15 protein-coding genes are annotated in these 16,584 nt (G+C 70.4%); 3 read left to right on the top strand and 12 right to left on the bottom strand.

Going from position 1 to position 16,584, the window contains the following annotated elements; genetic code table 11:
• Window positions 1-60: 60 nt before the first annotated feature.
• Window positions 61-339 (bottom strand): glutaredoxin 3, encoded by a 279-nt coding sequence (grxC, locus tag D7V77_RS03510; RefSeq protein ID WP_120574855.1) that lies wholly within the window; start codon window positions 337-339, stop codon window positions 61-63.
• 207 nt (window positions 340-546) lie between these two features.
• Between grxC and D7V77_RS03505 the strand changes: the two genes are divergently transcribed.
• Window positions 547-3,156, top strand: a complete 2,610-nt coding sequence (locus D7V77_RS03505) for a U32 family peptidase (protein WP_120574837.1) — start codon at window positions 547-549, stop codon at window positions 3,154-3,156.
• 49 nt (window positions 3,157-3,205) lie between these two features.
• Here D7V77_RS03505 and D7V77_RS03500 read toward each other — a convergent pair whose 3' ends face one another.
• From D7V77_RS03500 to D7V77_RS03480, 5 genes are all read right to left on the bottom strand, one after another.
• Complete coding sequence (locus tag D7V77_RS03500; protein WP_120574836.1) at window positions 3,206-3,622, bottom strand: hypothetical protein; 417 nt, start codon at window positions 3,620-3,622, stop codon at window positions 3,206-3,208.
• 33 nt (window positions 3,623-3,655) lie between these two features.
• Window positions 3,656-4,402: a queuosine precursor transporter gene (locus tag D7V77_RS03495; RefSeq protein ID WP_120574835.1), complete on the bottom strand. Its 747-nt coding sequence runs from the start codon at window positions 4,400-4,402 to the stop codon at window positions 3,656-3,658.
• A gap of 76 nt (window positions 4,403-4,478) precedes the next feature.
• Window positions 4,479-5,270 carry a dihydroneopterin aldolase gene (locus tag D7V77_RS03490; protein WP_233596660.1) on the bottom strand — a complete coding sequence of 264 codons (792 nt, stop codon included), beginning with the start codon at window positions 5,268-5,270 and terminating at the stop codon, window positions 4,479-4,481.
• Window positions 5,267-5,992, bottom strand: coding sequence for an SDR family oxidoreductase (locus tag D7V77_RS03485; protein WP_120574833.1), 726 nt, complete (start codon window positions 5,990-5,992; stop codon window positions 5,267-5,269). The genes D7V77_RS03490 and D7V77_RS03485 overlap by 4 nt, the downstream gene beginning before the upstream one ends.
• 139 nt (window positions 5,993-6,131) lie before the next feature.
• On the bottom strand, window positions 6,132-6,620 hold the full coding sequence (locus tag D7V77_RS03480) for a hypothetical protein (RefSeq protein ID WP_172817673.1): 489 nt from the start codon (window positions 6,618-6,620) through the stop codon (window positions 6,132-6,134).
• Window positions 6,621-6,745: 125 nt separating this feature from the next.
• Here D7V77_RS03480 and D7V77_RS03475 point away from each other — a divergent pair, with 125 nt between their 5' ends.
• Entirely contained in the window at window positions 6,746-7,462 is a 717-nt protein-coding gene (locus D7V77_RS03475) for a class I SAM-dependent methyltransferase (protein WP_120574832.1), read from the top strand.
• A 1-nt stretch (window position 7,463) separates the two neighbouring features.
• On the opposite strand, the gene D7V77_RS03470 is transcribed toward D7V77_RS03475, so the two are convergent.
• The gene (locus D7V77_RS03470; RefSeq protein ID WP_120574831.1) at window positions 7,464-7,985 is read right to left on the bottom strand and encodes a GreA/GreB family elongation factor; all 522 of its coding nucleotides are present in this window, start codon (window positions 7,983-7,985) and stop codon (window positions 7,464-7,466) included.
• A 127-nt stretch (window positions 7,986-8,112) separates the two neighbouring features.
• Between D7V77_RS03470 and D7V77_RS03465 the strand changes: the two genes are divergently transcribed.
• Complete coding sequence (locus D7V77_RS03465) at window positions 8,113-8,448, top strand: PilZ domain-containing protein (protein WP_139919482.1); 336 nt, start codon at window positions 8,113-8,115, stop codon at window positions 8,446-8,448.
• A gap of 10 nt (window positions 8,449-8,458) precedes the next feature.
• Here D7V77_RS03465 and D7V77_RS03460 read toward each other — a convergent pair whose 3' ends face one another.
• The 5 genes from D7V77_RS03460 to D7V77_RS03435 form a co-directional block, all read right to left on the bottom strand.
• Window positions 8,459-8,938, bottom strand: coding sequence for a hypothetical protein (locus tag D7V77_RS03460; protein WP_120574829.1), 480 nt, complete (start codon window positions 8,936-8,938; stop codon window positions 8,459-8,461).
• A 746-nt stretch (window positions 8,939-9,684) separates the two neighbouring features.
• Window positions 9,685-12,570: a DUF4105 domain-containing protein gene (locus D7V77_RS03450; RefSeq protein WP_120574827.1), complete on the bottom strand. Its 2,886-nt coding sequence runs from the start codon at window positions 12,568-12,570 to the stop codon at window positions 9,685-9,687.
• Window positions 12,567-13,532, bottom strand: coding sequence for a hypothetical protein (locus tag D7V77_RS44550; RefSeq protein WP_233596659.1), 966 nt, complete (start codon window positions 13,530-13,532; stop codon window positions 12,567-12,569). The genes D7V77_RS03450 and D7V77_RS44550 overlap by 4 nt, the downstream gene beginning before the upstream one ends.
• Before the next feature lie 159 nt (window positions 13,533-13,691).
• On the bottom strand, window positions 13,692-15,053 hold the full coding sequence (locus D7V77_RS03440) for a D-arabinono-1,4-lactone oxidase (RefSeq protein WP_120574826.1): 1,362 nt from the start codon (window positions 15,051-15,053) through the stop codon (window positions 13,692-13,694).
• Between the two features lie 4 nt (window positions 15,054-15,057).
• The gene (locus tag D7V77_RS03435; protein WP_120574825.1) at window positions 15,058-16,233 is read right to left on the bottom strand and encodes an amino acid deaminase/aldolase; all 1,176 of its coding nucleotides are present in this window, start codon (window positions 16,231-16,233) and stop codon (window positions 15,058-15,060) included.
• Between the last annotated feature and the right edge of the window lie 351 nt (window positions 16,234-16,584).

Below are 16,584 nucleotides of genomic sequence, written 5' to 3'. Positions count from 1 at the left end.
ACGCAGGCCGTGTCCCCCGGCAGGAGGAACACGACCCGGACGCGACGGCGGAGGACGGCTTCAGGGTGAGGTGGAGTCCTGGGCCTTCCGACCGAGGAGCGCGTCCAGTTCCCCGCGTGCCTCCAGGTCGTACAGGTCATCGCAGCCACCGACGTGGCGGCCCGCGATGAAGATCTGCGGCACGGTCTGACGGCCGCAGCGCCGCAGCATCTCCTTGTGACGCTCTTCGTCCGCGGCGACGTCGACCTTCTGGAACTCGCAGCCCTTCTCGTTGAGCAGGTCCATGGCCTGCCGCGAATAGGGGCAGGTGCGCTTCATGTAGACGACGACCTCGAGCATCACGACCTCCTGCATCAAAGGGTGGGGACTCCATCCACGGTCCGCAACCCGGCACGAGGGCGCTCACGCCCCTGTCCGTTCTCCACGAACAACATCCCCGTGCCTCGCATGGGATGGCATCCCTCCCCTCAAACGGGTGCCCGTCCGGGGTGGAGTGGACAGGTCGCAAGAGGGGAGCGGCGGGAACGGGCGTGCTAGGTAGGAGTCATGTCTCCCCGACGCCCCGAAATCCTCGCCCCCGCTGGTGACCTGGAGTCGTTGCGTGCCGCCCTGGCCAGTGGCGCTGACGCCGTCTACTTCGGGCTCGATGAAGGCTTCAACGCGCGAGCCCGTGCGGAGAACTTCTCGCTCGAGCGGTTGGCTGAGACGGTGGGGCTCATCCACCGGGCCGGCGCGCGCGCCTACGTGACGCTGAACACGCTGGTGTTCGAGCCGGAGCTGCCGGTGGTGGAGCACCTGCTGCGCGGCGTGGCGAAGGCTGGGGTGGACGCGCTCATCGTGCAGGACCCGGCGGTGGCGCTGCTGGCGCGAGCCATCTGCCCGCAGCTGGAGCTGCACGCCTCCACGCAGATGACGCTGTCCAGCGCGGAAGGGGCGCGGTTCGCCACGGGCCTGGGTTTCACGCGCATGGTGGTGCCGCGCGAGCTGTCGGTGGCGGAGATCCGCCGGCTGGCGTCGCAGACGGACATCGAGCTGGAGGTCTTCATCCACGGCGCGCTCTGCATGTCGTGGAGCGGTCAATGCCTCACGAGCGAAGCGTGGGGCGGACGGTCCGCGAACCGGGGCCAGTGCGCGCAATCGTGCCGGCTGCCGTACGACCTGGTGGTGGACGGCGAGACGCGCGACCTGGGCGAGGTGAAGTACCTGCTCAGCCCCAAGGACCTGGCGGGCGTGCGCGCGGTGCCGGAGCTGGCGGACATCGGCGTGCACAGCCTGAAGATTGAAGGCCGGCTCAAGGGTCCGGCATACGTCTCCAGCACGGTGCAGGGTTATCGCCGCTGGTTGGACGGCGTGATGGCGGGCAAGCCCGACAGCGCGCGGCTGGCGAAGGACCTGGCGGAGATGTCGCTGTCGTACAGCCGTGGGTTCTCTCACGGCTTCCTGGCGGGCTCCGACCACCAGACGCTGGTGGAGGGACGCTTCCCGAAGCACCGCGGGCTGTACCTGGGCCGGGTGCATGCGGTGTCTGGCAAGGACGTGCTCGTGGTGCCGGACGACCGGCCGTGGACGGGCGCACTGGGTCTTGGCGACGAGCGCCCGGAGGCCCCGGCGGGCAACGTGTCCGCGCCGCTCATGGGCGAGCCCGACCCCGCGGACGTGGATCCTCGACCGGGCATGGGCGTGGTGTTCGACGCGGGAGCGCCGGAGGACAAGCACGAGCCGGGCGGCCCCATCTTCCGCGTGGAGCGCGAGGGCGACGCGTGGGTGCTGGGCTTCGGCCACCCGGGTCCGGATCTGGGCCGCGTGGCGCCGGGGCAGCGTGTGTGGCTGAACAGCGATCCGGCGCTCGCTCGGCGCACGGGAGATCTGCTGGCGGAGGGTGAGCCCGAGGGCCGCATCCCGCTGTCACTGGTGGTGTCCGGCGCGGAGGGCACGCCGCTGCGCGTGCGGATGAGCACCGGGCGGTTCACGCGTGAGGCGGTGGGTACGACGGTCCTCGCGCCGTCGAGGGGCGCGGGCGTGGACGCGGCGCTGCTCAAGGACAAGCTGGCCGCGCTGGGCGGCACTTCGTTCCACCTGGCGGAGCTGGATGCGTCTGGATTGGCGCCGGGGCTGCACCTGCCGGTGTCGGAGCTGAAGGCGCTGCGGCGACAGCTGGTGGCGGAGCTGACGGCTGACGTCGAGCGTGGCCCCGCGCGGACCGTGAGCACGGAGGCGGTGGAGGCCGGCGTGCGTCAGGACCTGCTGGGGAAGGTGGCTTCGCGACCGGCGGAGGATGCACCCCGGTTGCTGCCGCTGTGCCGCGACGACGCGCAGCTGGAGGCGGTCATCGCCGCGGGCCTGCGCGAGGTGGAGTTGGATTGGATGGAGATGGTGGGGCTCCAGAAGGCAGTGGAGCGGGCTCGCGCGGCGGGGCTGCGCGTCACCATCGCCACGGTGCGCGTGCAGAAGCCCGGCGAGGAGGGCTACGACACGCGCCTGGACCGGCTGCGCCCGGACGCGGTGCTGGTGCGCCACTGGGGCGCGATGATGCACTTCCTGGAGCAGCCGGCGGGGGCGTCGCGGCCGGTGCTGCACGGGGACTTCTCGCTGAACGTCACGAATTCGCTGACGGCGGCGCGCCTGTTGAGCCTGGGGCTGGACACGCTGACGGTGTCGCACGACCTGGATTCGGAGCAGCTCTTCGCGCTGCTGGAGCAGGCACCGGCGCACCGGTTCGCGGTGGCGCTGCATCACCACATCGCGACGTTCCACACGGAGCACTGCGTGTATTCACACACGCTGTCCAATGGGCGCGACTACAAGACCTGCGGGCGGCCGTGTGAGAAGCACGCCATTGCGTTGAAGGACCGGTTGGGATTGGAGCATCCGGTCATTGTGGACGTGGGGTGCCGCAACACGGTCTTCAACGCGCAGGCGCAGAGCGCGGCGTCGCTGGTGCCCCGGCTGCTGGAGCGCGGCGTGCGACGCTTCCGCGTGGAGTTCGTGCGCGAGACGCGCGAGGAGGCCACGCGAGTGCTGGGCGCGTATCAGGAGCTGCTCGCGGGCCGGCTGTCGCCCGCGGAGGCGGTGAAGCGCGCCGCGGTGCACGAGCAGTTCGGCGTCACGCGAGGCACGATGCAGGTGCTCAAGCACCCGGCGTCGAACGCGCGCTGAAACACGGTGTGAGCAGGGCTCCTGCTTCGAGCCCTGCCCCTCTGTTCGTTCAGGCGATGTGGAGCACGTCCTCACGGGACGAAGCACTCCGCAGCCACTTCATGCGCACGAGGACGAACAGCAGCGTCATCGCGGCGAACCACTTCCAGTGGGTGGGGTCGATGCCATCCCCCTCCCGCGCGACAGGCTCCACCAGCATGGCCTCGCTGATGAGGATCGCCATGCCGAGCAGCAGTGGTCCGATGAGAGCCACCGCCACGCAGCCCCACGTCAGGAGGTCACGCAAGGCCGAGACGGAGCTCCGGGACGACGGTGCCATCAGGCCCAGGACGTCATGGCCGTCGCGGGCTCCGCGCCGCAACCATCGCAGCAGCAGGAACACCACCACCGGCGAGAGCCAGAGCACGTAGGAGAAACCCACCGTGGTCGGCGGTGGATAATAAAGATCCGTGAGCGTGAACTGCATGGGAGCACCCTCCTCCCCCGCAGTCTACTGCGTTCAGGCCGCGGCCGCGGACGGGGGCTCGGCCTTGGTGCTGACGAGGTTCACCGGCTCACCGTCCTCGCCCAGCACCACTGGCGCGATGCCCAGCTTGCGCTCCACCAGCGCGTGCCCCAGGTAGACGAGCGGCGTCAGGCCAATGGCCACCAGCAGCTTCACCGCGTACGAGGTGAAGATGATCCGGAAGATGACCTCCCGTGGCAGCACGCCCGTCCAGGCGATGAACTGCACCACCACCGTGTCGATGAGCTGCGACACCACCGTGGAGCCCGTGGCCCGCAGCCACAGCATCCGGTTGTTCGTCACCCGCTTGAGCAGGTTGAACACCGAGATGTCCAGGAACTGCGCCACCAGGTACGCCACCATCGACGCCGCCAGGATGCGCTGCGAACCGCCGAAGACGTTGTTGAACGACGACGCCACCGTGCCGCTGTAGTCCTTGGCCTCCGTCATTGGCGCCCACGGAATCTGGCCCGCCAGCGCGACAATCACGAACGTGAAGATGGCCATGACAAAGCCCACCCACGTCACGAACCGCGCGACCTTCTTGCCGTAGAACTCGTTGAGGATGTCCGTCAGCAGGAACGTCACCGGGAACGGCAACATCCCCACCGACATCACCGCCACCACCGGGCCCAGGTGCACCTCGAACAGCTTCACCCCGATGATGTCGCCCACCACCAGCGAGGTGATGAACAGCCCCGCGAGCACCACGAAAAGCTGAATCCGCCGGTCCAGGATCATCCGTTGCGTCCTTCAAGAACGAGGCGCCTCTACAGCTAGCATACCCTCCCGCCCCCGTCGCTTGGACGCCCGGGGCCTATTCGGGCAGGTAGTACAGCGTGCCCGCCCCTACCGGCGCGGCCTCTCCGGAAGCGCCCCCCTCGGAGAGCACCAGGCGCGGCCGGTACACTCCCAGCACTGTCTGCTCGGTCGCCGTCGGGTTGTCGTAGCCGTGCCCGAAGACCTCCGGTCCGCTGAACGCCATCCCCCGCCCCACCGGCTGCCCCTGCAGCACCAGCCCCGCGCCCAGCACCAGCTCCATTCCTTCCGTGTGGCCGTCCGCGCGCGGCGGGATGCTCCCTCCCGGATCCACCCGCAGCCGGTACACCCCATAGGTCGCTCCTTCGTGGATGACGTCCACGTGACCGAAGGGCTTCGCCTCCGTCCGGTACACCATCTCCTCCGCGGTGCGGTGCACCTGGAGCGACGGGATGGCCCACCCCGTCAGCGCCTCTGGCTTGGTGACCCGCACCGTGGCCGCGTGCAGCAGCGCGTGCGGCGCGGCGTCCGTGGGCGGCGCCAGGAGATAGCGGCACACCGCCTCCGCCGCGGACTCCAACAGCTCGAAGCGGCACGCATCCAGGAGGAAGCGCAGCTCGCCGGCCAGGCGCCCGTAGTGCACGGTGTTCGCCAGCCTCCCGCCCACCGCCGCCTGCCTCGCGTCCAGGAAGAGCGCCACGTCCAGCCGCAGGGGCTGCGGCGTCACGCGCTCGCGGTTGTAGAGGCCCACGATGACGTCCACCGTGAGCCCACGCAGCTCCATCACGTCCAGCGGACGGCCCTGCGCGTCGGTGACCACGGGGTGCATCCACACGGGTTCATGGCTCACAGCTGCGCGCTCCTTCCGCCATCCACGGCGATGACCTGCCCGGTGAGGTACGGCGCCTCGCGCGCGAGGAACACCACCGTGCGCGCCACGTCCTCCACGCTGCCCTCGCGGCCCATGGGCACGCGGTCGAGCACTTCCTTCCGCGCCGCTTCGTCGAAGTGCTCCGGGAAGGCCACCACGCCCGGCGAGATGGCGTTGACGCGCACGTGCGGCGCCAGCTCCACCGCCAACGCTCGCGTCAGCATCACGAGCCCTGCCTTGCTCACCGAATAGTGCGAATAGTGGCTCACCGCCCGCTCCCCACCGATGTCCGTGAGGTGCACCACCAGCGGGTCCTTCCCCGCGCGCAGCGACGGCAGCAGCGCCTGCGTGAGGAAGAAGGGCGCGTCCACGTTCACCGCGAGCATGCGGCGGTACTGCTCGCGCGTCACGGCTTCGAAGTCCACGCGTTCGTAGAGCCCCGCGTTGTGGACGACCACGTCCAGCGCGGGATGCGCCTGCCGGACCCGAGCGCCCAGCGCGTCCACGGCCTGCGCGTCGGAGAGGTCGCCGCTGTACAGCGTGACGCCGCGGCCCAGCTCCCGCAGCTCTTGCGCCAGTGCTTCCAGCGGCTCCATGGAGCGGTTCGCGTGAAGCGCCAGGTCGTAGCCGGCGCGGCCGAGTGCCCGCGCCACCGCGCTGCCGATGCGCACGCCCGCGCCCGTGATGAATGCGGTCCCCATATGCGGGCCCTGCCTAACAGGCCCGCCCGCGAAAAAACACCGCGGGGCGACACCTGGAGTCCCCACACCAGGTGCCGCCCCGCGTTGTTCCCCTGCTTCCCCTTTGCGTCGTCCGTCCCGTCTCGTCTCCTCGTGTTGGCTACGGGTAGTAGACCACCGTCTGCCAGCGGCGCCCGCCGTACGGCACCCAGACCCACTCCGTCACCGCCTGGTAGCCGCCCGCCACATAGCGCTGGTCGTAGTAGCCCGGCGAGCAGCTCACGTGGCGGCCGCGGCGGCCACGGGACACGCACTGCTCGGGGACCCAGACCTGCTCGTAGCGCGCCGGCACCCAGCGCTCCACCGTCTGCAGCTCGTAGCGGCCGCGCGAGTCCACCGGGCGCGGCATGGGGCCCTGGTTGCAGTTCGGGCCGCGGCAGCCCATGAAGCGGCGCGTCTTCGCGTCGTCATTGTCGTAGCGGAACGCCTGGCCCTGCGGCGCGGAATCCCAGCCGCCGTTGTACCGCTGCTGGCCGCCCCACTGCGCATCCGCCCGGGTCGGGCCGCGCCAGTCCGCCGCGAACGACGTGGAGGAACCGAGCAGCATTGCACCGAAGGCCAGGGTCGCGAGTCCGAGCTTGAAAGCCATGTCTTCCATCCTCCGTCCGAGTTGCTTGTCCTGACTGACGGGGCCCTCGCCGGAACATTCAAATCCCATCGAGTCCCTCTCAACCCCGGTGGCGGGACAGGGGGGATGTGGGTACACCTCGTCCCATGTTCCACCGCGACGGCCCCACCTTCCGCGAGCTTGCACGGCAGGCCCTCACCTCCGTCGAGCAGGGCTACGACCTGCTCGCGCCCAAGTTCGAGCACACGCCTTTCCGCACGCCGGATCCGGTGCTCAAGGCCGCGCTCGCGCACATAGGGCCCGAAGGCAGCGTGGGCAGCGCGCTGGACGTGTGCTGCGGCACCGGCGCCGCGATGCGCGTGCTGCGCCCGCTGTGCCGTGAGCGCGTCGTCGGGTTCGACCTGAGCCAGGGCATGCTGGATGAAGCGCGGCGCAGGCTCACGGATGCCCCGGGCAGCGCTGCGCTCGACTTCGTCCGGGGCGATGCGCTGGCGCTGCCCTTCGACGCGGCGTTCGACCTCATCACCAGCTTCGGCGCCTTCGGGCACATCCTGGAGGAGGACGAGCCGCGCCTCGTCGAGGGCATCGCGCGGGCGCTGAAACCCGGCGGCCGCTTCGTCTTCGTCACCGCTCGGCCGCCGTCCGCGCTCAACCCCGGCTACTGGGTGGCGAAGGGCTTCAACGCCGCCATGCGCGTGCGCAATGCGCTCTGGAAGCCGCCGTTCGTCATGTACTACCTGACGTTCCTCGTGCCCCGCGCCCGCGCGCTGCTGGAGGCGGCGGGGTTCGACGTGGAGGTGCGCGAGGGCGACATGCCGGAGCCCTTTGGCCGGCTCGTCACCGTCATCGCCACGAAGCGCTGAATCACGGCGCGGCAGTGGCCGCTTCGGACTCCGCGTACTCCACCGCGAGGATTTCGTACTCCACCGTGCCGCGCGGACGCTCCACCTGCACGGCCTCGCCGGCCTCCTTGCCCAGGAGCGCGCGCGCCAGCGGGGACTCCACGCTCAGCCGCCCCGCCTTCACGTCCGCTTCATCCGGACCGACGATGCGATAGCGCATGCGCGCGCCGTCCTCGTCCTCCAGCACCACCCACGCGCCGAAGAAGACGCGGCCCGCCTGCGATGGATCCGGCTCCACCACCCGCACGTCCTCCAGGATGGCGGTGAGCTCGCGCGCCCGTCGCTCCCGTTCGCGCTTGCGCACTCCCGCTTCCAGTTCCGGCCAGTCCTGAGGAGCGGGGCCCTGCGACTCCAGCAGCTCCTCCTGGAGCGCGCGGTAGCCCTCCGGCGTGATGTAGCGCTGCTCCGCCGACGTCGACCGTGGACGCGCGGGGGTGAGCCCCTCGTCGCCGCCCCCGTCTTCCTTGGTGAATGCCTTCGACATGGCCCGCTTCCTCCTTCCAGGAGATTTCTCAACGAATCCCGGGCTTTGCACGCCGGGTCCGCCTGCTCGCCCGCTTTCTATTGGCGCAATTTTACTACTGAGACGGAATCCGCCAGGATTCGAGGGCATGCACCTCCCCCGAGCCGTGCCTCGCTTCGAGCATCGCCTGGCCGTCCGTCTGCGCGGCATGCTGCCGCTCTACACGCGGGATGTGTCGGAGAGCGGCTTCTGCGCGGAGATGCTCCAGCCGATGAAGGCGGGCGATCTCGTCGAAGGCGCGTTGCTGCTGGGGGACGAGGAGGTCCCCTTCCAGGCCCAGGTGATGTGGTCCCGCCGTTCCGCCGGGGAGCGCACGCGGGGACGCTGCGGCGTGCGCTTCGTCACCATCGGCGAGGACTTCCAGCGGCGGCTGGGTGCGTTCAGGCGCTTGCAGGGCAGGCGCCTGATTCGCTGGTTCACCTGACGAACCGGACCTACTTCGCCGTTTCGGAGGCCGCCGGGGCCGCGGTCTCGGACGGAGCGCCGGGCGTCGCGGGCGTGGTGGACGGCTCCACGGCGGACTCGGCCGGGGGGGCGATGGGCGCGCCTTCGGGGGCCGGGGCCTGACCGGAGGGCACCACCTGGAGCTTGTAGCGGGCCACGCCCTTGGGCAGCACGACCTCCACGAGCGGGTTCTCCTTCACCAGGCCCGGGTCGAGCTGGAGGGAGAACTCGCCGTTCTCGTCGGTGGTCGCGTTGATGTGGTTGCGGTACTCGCCACCGAGAATCTTGGCGCCCTTCACCGGCTGGCCCGTCGCGGCGTCCGTCACGCGCAGCACCACGAGCTGGCCCGCCTGGAGTTCGGTGGCGCCGTTCGCCTGGATGACTTCGTTGTAGCGCGGGCGCAGCGCGCAGGCGGACAGCAGCGCGGAGGAGAGGACGGCGATGGTCAGCAGGTTGCGGCGAAGGCTCATGGAATCCATCCAGGCTGGGAAGCGGTACGGCAGAGGCGCGGCAGCATAGCCGCCAGCCACCGGACGCCAAGTCTCCGGTGCGTTACAGCCCCCGTGTGCGGCATCCGCCCCCACGCCGGGTCGGGAAATTCCCGGCGGGCAGGCACGGCATGCGCCTTCCTCCCCGAGGACCGGTGGAGCCGTCAGCCCTTCCACCCGCCCGCTTCCAGCACCATCTCCCAAGGTGTCCGGGCACGTTCTTCCCCCGCCCGCACGGAGGACAAGCTCCATGGATGAGACCTATACGGAGGAATCCGGACGCGTCGCGCTTCCGGAGCGCCGCTTCGAGATGGAGAACGGGCGGTCCGAGTACGCGACCCTCCCGCCCGACACGCGCGTGGAGGAGAGCCGCGTCGTCTGGAAGCACAACCGGTTCGACGTGAGCGTGCTGACGATGGTGCTCATCAGCGCCGTCACGTTCTTCATTCCGTTGTTCAACGGCCTGCTGGCCGGCACGTTCGGCGGCTTCCACGCGGGACGCCCCCGCCGAGCGCTGGCCGCCGCGCTCGTCGCTTCGGTGGTGGTGCCCGCCGCGTTCTTCGTGGCCTTCAACGTCTTCAGCGTGGGCTCCGTGCGCGTCTTCTACGGCCTGGGCTGGTGGAACTGGACGATGCTGCACGTCATCGGCCTGTTCATCGGGGCCCTCTGCGGCGCCTCCAGCCGTCCGGTGTGGACCGGTGAGGTCCCCATCTTCCGCTCGCAGTACGTCAGCGGACCTCCACTCCTAGCGCAAGGCGATGTCGCGCCAGCCCTTCCGGAAGGCTCGCGAGACTTCTCCCGGGACCTGCCCACGACGCGAGTGTCCCCTCCCAGTGGACCTGTGCGCGGGGAGTGAGCAGCACGCTCCACCGGGAGATGCGCCCCAGGTACCACTCCACCTGGAGCGTCGCGTCCGCCTCGTGCGTGAAGCCCGGCGTGATGCCCGTGCGCCACGACGGCACGTACGTGGCCTCCAGGCGCAGGGCGCTGTTGCCCGGGCCGGGCAGGCCCATGCGATGGGACAATGACAGACGGGGCCCCACTGTGGGGACCGTCTCCCGGGGGCTCCAGGCCATCGTGGCCTGGGCGCCCAAACCCAACGCGAGGAAGGTGTCGAAGCGCTCCGAGGCCGCCACCACGCCCAGCGCCTCCGCCTCCACCGTCGCGCGGTAGGGCAGCGGACGGTCGATGTCCGTGGACATCTTCGCTTCCGCGCCCCAGCCCAATGAGTCGGAGAACGACCGTTGTTGCTGGGGCAGTTCGGGCAGCAGCGTGCGGTAGCCCACCAGCGTCAGCCGCGAGCCGAGGATGCGCGGTACGCCCCAGCGCGGCTCCACCGACAGCTCGCCGTCCAGCACGCGCAGCTCGCTGCTGGACTGGAAGCCGTGCAGGCGCGCGTCGCCCAGGGCCTCGTTCATCGCGGAGGTGCGCAGGCTCACCACCGGCCGCGCGGCGCCCACCTCCGGGAAGTCCACGCCGCCGCTGACCACCGTGCGGGCCGCGCCGGATTCGCGCAGCGCGCCCCGGGCCCAGGTGGTCTCGAGCTCCACCTTCTGTTCATGGTCCTTCGCGAGGAAGGCCCGCGGATCCACATCCGCGAGCGGTCCGTCGTTGAGCTCGCCCTGCGCCTCGGTGGCCGCGGCGAAGGCGGCTTCGGTGTGCTCCGCGCGGACCAGGGCCTTGAGCTCGTCCGGCGTGGGCGGCCGCTTGATGGCCGTGTCCAGGGCCTGCTGGAGCAGGGCCGTGCGGTCGAGCACCGCGAGCTTGCGCTGCATTTCGTCCTCGCGCTCGAAGAGGAGTTGCCGGTCCTTGACGCCCTGGGCGGCGCCGCCCTGCCCCTTCAGCTCGAGGGATACGAAGCGCTCACGTTCGATGGCGAGCTTCTCCCCTTCGGCCTGGTCCACCGCCGCGCGCTCCACCCGCACCACGTGCGCCACGTAGGCGTGCAGGGCATCGCGGGCTTCGGCGCGCGCGGATGGAGGAGCGGCGTCGAGCGCTGTCGTCACGGCGTGAGGCAGCAGCTCGTAGGCCTGCCTGCGCACGTCGGGTTCAGGGGACTGGAGGCGGCGGTGCACGTGGTGCAGCGGCGCGAGCGCGGGGGACGGAAGCAGGGAGGCCAGCTTCGTGAGCAGCCGCTCCTCCTCCACGAGCGCGCGCCGGGCGCGGTCTCCCGTGGATTCGAGGGCGTCCGGGACGTGCTCCAGGAGCGGCACCGTGTGCCCCTTCGCGTCCACGACGTTCGTCTTCGCCAGCGTGTCCAGCGTGGCCGTGGGCAGGACCCACAGCGTGCCGGGGGCGCTCACGTGACGGCCGTTCTCCAGCGAGCCATTGAGGAGGAAGAGCAGCGCGGCGGCGCAGTTGTCGGTGAAGAAGTAGTAGCCCAGGTAGCCGCGACGCTCGAGTTCCCAGATGCGCTCCAGCATGCGCTGGGACTCGCCGGGCGTGAGGTTCAGCCGGAAGCGGCGGATGGTGCGCTGCTCCAGCTCCAGCGACTCGTGGGTGACGTCGCCCAGGGTGCCCGTGAGGAAGACGGTGCTGTAGCCGCCCGTCATGCCCTTCATCAGGTAGCCCAGGCCCTTCTCTTCCATTCCGGTGAGGGCCACGAGCTGCACGACGCGCTCGAAGCCAGGGCCCTGCACCGTGGCGCCTTCGCGCCAGACCGGGCGCAGGAGCAGGTGGCCGAAGAGGGACTGGGGCTGACGGCCCGTGGCCGCGACGAGCAGGACCTCCAGATGGGAGAGCGCATCCGCTTCCGCCCACGTGTCGAAGGCCGGGCAGTCTCCTCGCGAGGACAGCGTGCCCAGGCGCGCCTCCGAGATGAACTCCGACAGGGCGCGCGTCTTGGACAGCTCCTGACAGCGCACCTGATCATCCTCGGGCAATGCGTCCGGACGCAGGGACTCCACGGGGACGAACAGCTCCTCCGCGAACGTGACGAGGTCCAACGAGGCGCTGACCTGGCCCCGGGCGCGGCTGAAGGCTCCCGCGTAGGTGATGCTCGCGGACTCCTTCCATGTGAGCGGGCGCTCGAAGGGGAGCAGCCATCCGTCCAGCCTGCGCCACTGGGGACGCCGGCTCCAACCGCGCGCGTCGTCCCAGCGCTGCATCACGGCGTGCACCACGGCACGGCGGCGCCACACGTGTTCGGCCTCCGTGTCGGTGAGACGTGACAGGCGCAGCGTGGCTCGGCGCTCCTCGGAAGGGTCGTAGCGGTAGAGGTGGAACTGCTCGCGCTGCTCCGACCAGTCCGGACGGGCCTTCGTGCCGTCACCCAGGCCCAGCGGCGCGGGCTCCGGATGCAGCACGAACTCCAACTTGCCTCCGGGGGGACGGCGCATCGCGGGAGGGAGGGCGGCGAGCCCCGCCTCCACGTCCGAGACCAGCGAGGCATCCCGAGCCGCCGCACCGCGCAGGAGGATGCCCGACGTGGCCTCCAGTGCCGCGACCCGTTCGGCCAGGACGACTTCCGGAGACAGCCCCTTCAAGAACGCCGGCACCGCGAGGTGGCCCAGGGGTTCCTCGGCCGGTGTGTCCTGTAACTGCTCATGAGCCTGCGCGCTCACGGTCAACAGCAGCACCGTGAGCAACCCCATCCAGGCTGTGCGAGGCCTCACTGGAGGGCCTCGGCCGCTTGGGTCGCACCCTCCTGTTCCTGGAGGAAGGCCTGACGGTCCTCTTCGAGCCGGGGTTCGGTGCGCGCCAGCTGGCCCACGCGTTCCAGCCAGGCGCGGGCGCGCTCGGGCGTCAGCGTCTTCGCGTCCGCCGTCATCAGCAGCTCCTTGCGGTGCGTGCGCAGCAGCTTGCCGAAGACATCCAGGTTCTCACGGCGGATGCGCGCCGCCTGCGCCAGGTCCTCCACCGTCGGGCCCGCGCCCAACGCCAGGTCCTCTCGCAGCTGGTGCGTGCGAGCCCGCAGGTACACCTGGGCCGCGTGCCCCACCTCCTTCGGTGAGGGGCGCTTGCCCTTGCGCCGCTCCGCGCGCGCGTACGACTGCCAGATGATGATGCCCAGGCCCATCACCGTCAGCGCCACCGTGGCCGTCGACAGGAGCTGGTTCTCGCGGCCGTTGCTGCTCTCGCTGCGCGTGCGCGAGTCGTCGCCCTGGTCCACCTGGTTCGACTCGCTGGTGCCCGCGTTGCTGTTCTCGCTGGAACCGGAGTGGCTGGAGCCCCCTTCTCTGGAGCTGTGGTCGCTGGAACCCGAGGAGTCGCCCGAGTCCGACTTGCTCGAATCCCCCTGGCTGGAGTTGCCCGAGTCGGAGTCGCTGGACTCGCCCGAGCCCGACTCGCTGGAGCCCTCGTCGCTGGAGCCATTGGAACCCGACTTGCTCGAATCCCCACCGCTGGAGTTGCCCGAGTCGGACTTGCTGGACTCGCCCTGGCTGGAGTCACCCTGGCTGGAGTTGCCCGAGTCCGACTGGCTGGAGTCACCCTGGCTGGAAGCGCCCGAGTCCGACGAGTTGCCCGAGTCCGACGCCCCCGCGGCCCTCAAGCCCACGGCGGGCGTGCGACACCCCACGGCGAGCATCAGCATCGACGCCGTCACCGCGCGCTTCCATGAAGACTTCGTCCGCATCCATCCCCCTCGAAAAGGCGCCACCGGGCCTGGCGCCAGCCAGTGCCCTAGCCAACCGCATGCCGGGCGCTGGATTGTGCATTATCGAGAGGTTGCTGGATCGTCTGACGCGATACGACGCGAAAATCCGCCTCCAAGGTGCGTCACGCGCTTCGCGCCTTACGCGAGCCTCGCGCTTCCGATTTCACCCCGGGTCCGGTGGGAACCCTCCTCCAGGAAGAGACGTTTCAGATAGGGATTGAGGAAGCGTCCCTCCGGGTCCAGTTGCTCTCGCACGCGCTGGAAGTCATCCCAGCGGGGATACAGGTGTTTCAGTGTCTCCGCCGTCTGGGTGTGCAGCTTGCCCCAGTGCGGCCGGCCGCCGTGGTTGCGGAAGATGGCCTCCGCGCCGGAGAAGTAGGGCTCCAGCGGCATGCCCCGGTATTGATGCACCGCGATGAACGCGCGGTCCCCGCCGTGCGCCGGGCTGAGGAACACGTCGTCACCGCGCACGAAGCGGTACTCCACCGGGAAGTGCACGGGCAGTTGCTCGCGCGTGATGTATTCGGACAGCTCGCGCAGGCAGTCAGGCCCTCGCGCCACCGGCACGGCGTATTCCATCTCCTGGAAGCGCACGAGCCGCGGCGTGGCGAACAGCGTGTGGCTCTGCCCCGCCAGCACGCCTTCCGACGCCAGCTTCGCCGACAGCCGGCTCACCGGCGCGCACCACGCAGGCCGCATCCGGCACGCACGGCTCACCGCGCCGAAGACCGCGTTCTCCATCACCATCTCACTGAACCAGCGCCCCATGCCCACCCCGTGCGGGGTCTCGTCCGTGAGGTCCATCGCCTTCGTCATCACGCGGTCGGAGTGCGGGAACCAGAAGAACTCGTAGTGCCGGTGGCGCGCCCGCGCCTCATCCAATCCCGCCAGGCACTCCTCCAGCCCCAGGTTCCGCCGCGTCAGCCGCAGCCGGTACTCCGGCAGCAAGCGCAGCCGCACCCGCGTCACCACGCCCAGCGCGCCCAGGGACACCCGCGCGGCCTGGAGCAACTCCGGCGACGTGTCCTCCGAGCACGTCACCTCGTCCCCGCTCGCCGTGACGAGCGTCATCTCCGCCGCCTGCGTGGAGAGGATGCCCAGTCCCACGCCCGTGCCGTGCGTGCCCGTGCCCAGCGCGCCGCCCAGCGACTGCTTGTTGATGTCGCCCAGGTTCTCCATCGCGAGCCGGTGCGACGCGAGCAGCGTCCCCAGTTCGCGCAGGCTCGTGCCCGCCCACACCACGGCCTCGCGCGTGCGGTCGTCCACGGACACCAGGCCCCGCAGCGCTTCGAGCGACACCATCGTCTCGTCCGTCGCGCACAGCGGCGGGAACGAGTGGCCGCTGCCCACCACGCGCACGGTGCGCGATTGAGCGCTGGCGTCGCGGAGCGCGGCCTTCAGGGCGTCCACGGAGTCCGGCTGGAGGAAGCCGGAGGGATGGGCCACCACCCCGCCGGACCAGTTGCGCCACGTCTTCGTCTTCGCCGCCTCGGTCGTCATGCCGTCACCCCCATTCGCCCCGGTAGGTCGGGACCTCTTCCACGACGCGGCCGCCGGAGATGAGCAGCAGCGTGCGGAAGTGCTCACACACCTCGCCCGCCTTCGCGTGCCGGAAGAACACCGGCGCGCCCAGGGGCAGCGGCACCGGCCCCGCGTACGCGATGGGCGTCTGTACCTCGCCCGCACCCTCCAGCGGGAGGAGCTTCGCGCCCTCGGGAAGGTAGGGCACGGGCAGCTTGTCCACGCCCGCCGAGCCGGAGGCCACGAAGCCTCCCCCCTGCAGCGTGAAGAGGCCCGGGCCGGGACGTCGCGTGACGGGGATGGCGAACGCCACCGCGGGCTGATGGTGGAAGCCGCGATAGCCGTCGAAGAGCGCGGGCGAGTACAGGCCGCTGCCCGCGGTGAGCTCCGTGACGCTCGCGTCCTCGCGCGTGGACTCCAGGCTGCCGGTGCCACCGCCGTTCACGAAGCGCGGCGCGAACCCCGCTTCCTTCAGCGCGGCCACCACCGCCTGCCTGCGCGAGTGCACGCGGCCCACCGAGCCCCGCTTGAGCGCGCGGATGACCACGTTCTTCGGCCCCGCGTGCGGCGCGGCGTCCGGCACACCCGCGAGCTGCGCCTCGTAGCCCATGACGCCCGCGAGGAACACGGCGTCCCCTTCCGCCGCGATGCTCCGGGCCACCACCAGCGCGTCCTCCGGCGAGCGCACCGGCGAGCGGTGCACCCCGAAGCGCAGGCCCGGCAGGTCGACGGACAGGTCCACGTCCAGGCACAGCGGCGCTCGCGTCCCATGCCGGCGGGCCGCGCGGGCGGCGAGCGCCACGTGTTCCACCGAGTCCACCATCAGCGTCACGGGCGCTGGCGGCCGGCACAGCTCCGCCAGGGCCTCGGCATCCACGACGGGGTAGCCCATGAGCAGGTCGGTAAAGCCGCGCTCACGCAGGTGCACGGCCTCGTCGGCGCTGAAGCACATGAGGCCCTGGAAGCCGGGATGCCCGTCGAGCACGCGCCGCAGCAGCGCGACGCACCGCACCGACTTCGTGGCCACCCGCACCGGCAACCCTCCCGCGCGCCGCACCAACGCCGCCGCGTTTTCGTTCAGCAGGTCCAGGTCCGCGAAGGCCAGGGGCAGCCTCCGTCCCTCCAGCGCCTGGGCGTAGTAGGCGTAATCACGCGGCATGTCAGTGCCTCCGGGCGCGGACATCATCGCCGCGCCCCCTCGGGTCCGGAGCATGATGGCACCGGGCGCGTGGGGTGGTGGACAGGCAGGGAGAGGAGCCGCAAAAGGGGCAGCGCGCCGGACATCCCTGGGGGAACGCCCGGCGCGCGCACACGCGGATACTTCGACTCCTAGGTCGGCCCACCCCCCCGGAAGGGCACGTGACGCCATGGTGCCGTCAGCCGAAAGTCATTTCTATTGAGGAAATCACGCGAGTCCCAAACGACTCGGGGGGCAGGAAATCACTTCCGACCTGGACAGGCGGAAGAAGCACTGATTCCACTCCCGACCTCACAAGTCTTCCAATTGTCC

Source organism: Corallococcus sp. CA041A, assembly GCF_003612075.1.
GTDB lineage: Bacteria > Myxococcota > Myxococcia > Myxococcales > Myxococcaceae > Corallococcus > Corallococcus exiguus.
Note: the sequence above shows the minus strand (reverse complement) of the source record. Positions and strands in the feature narration are given on the sequence as shown.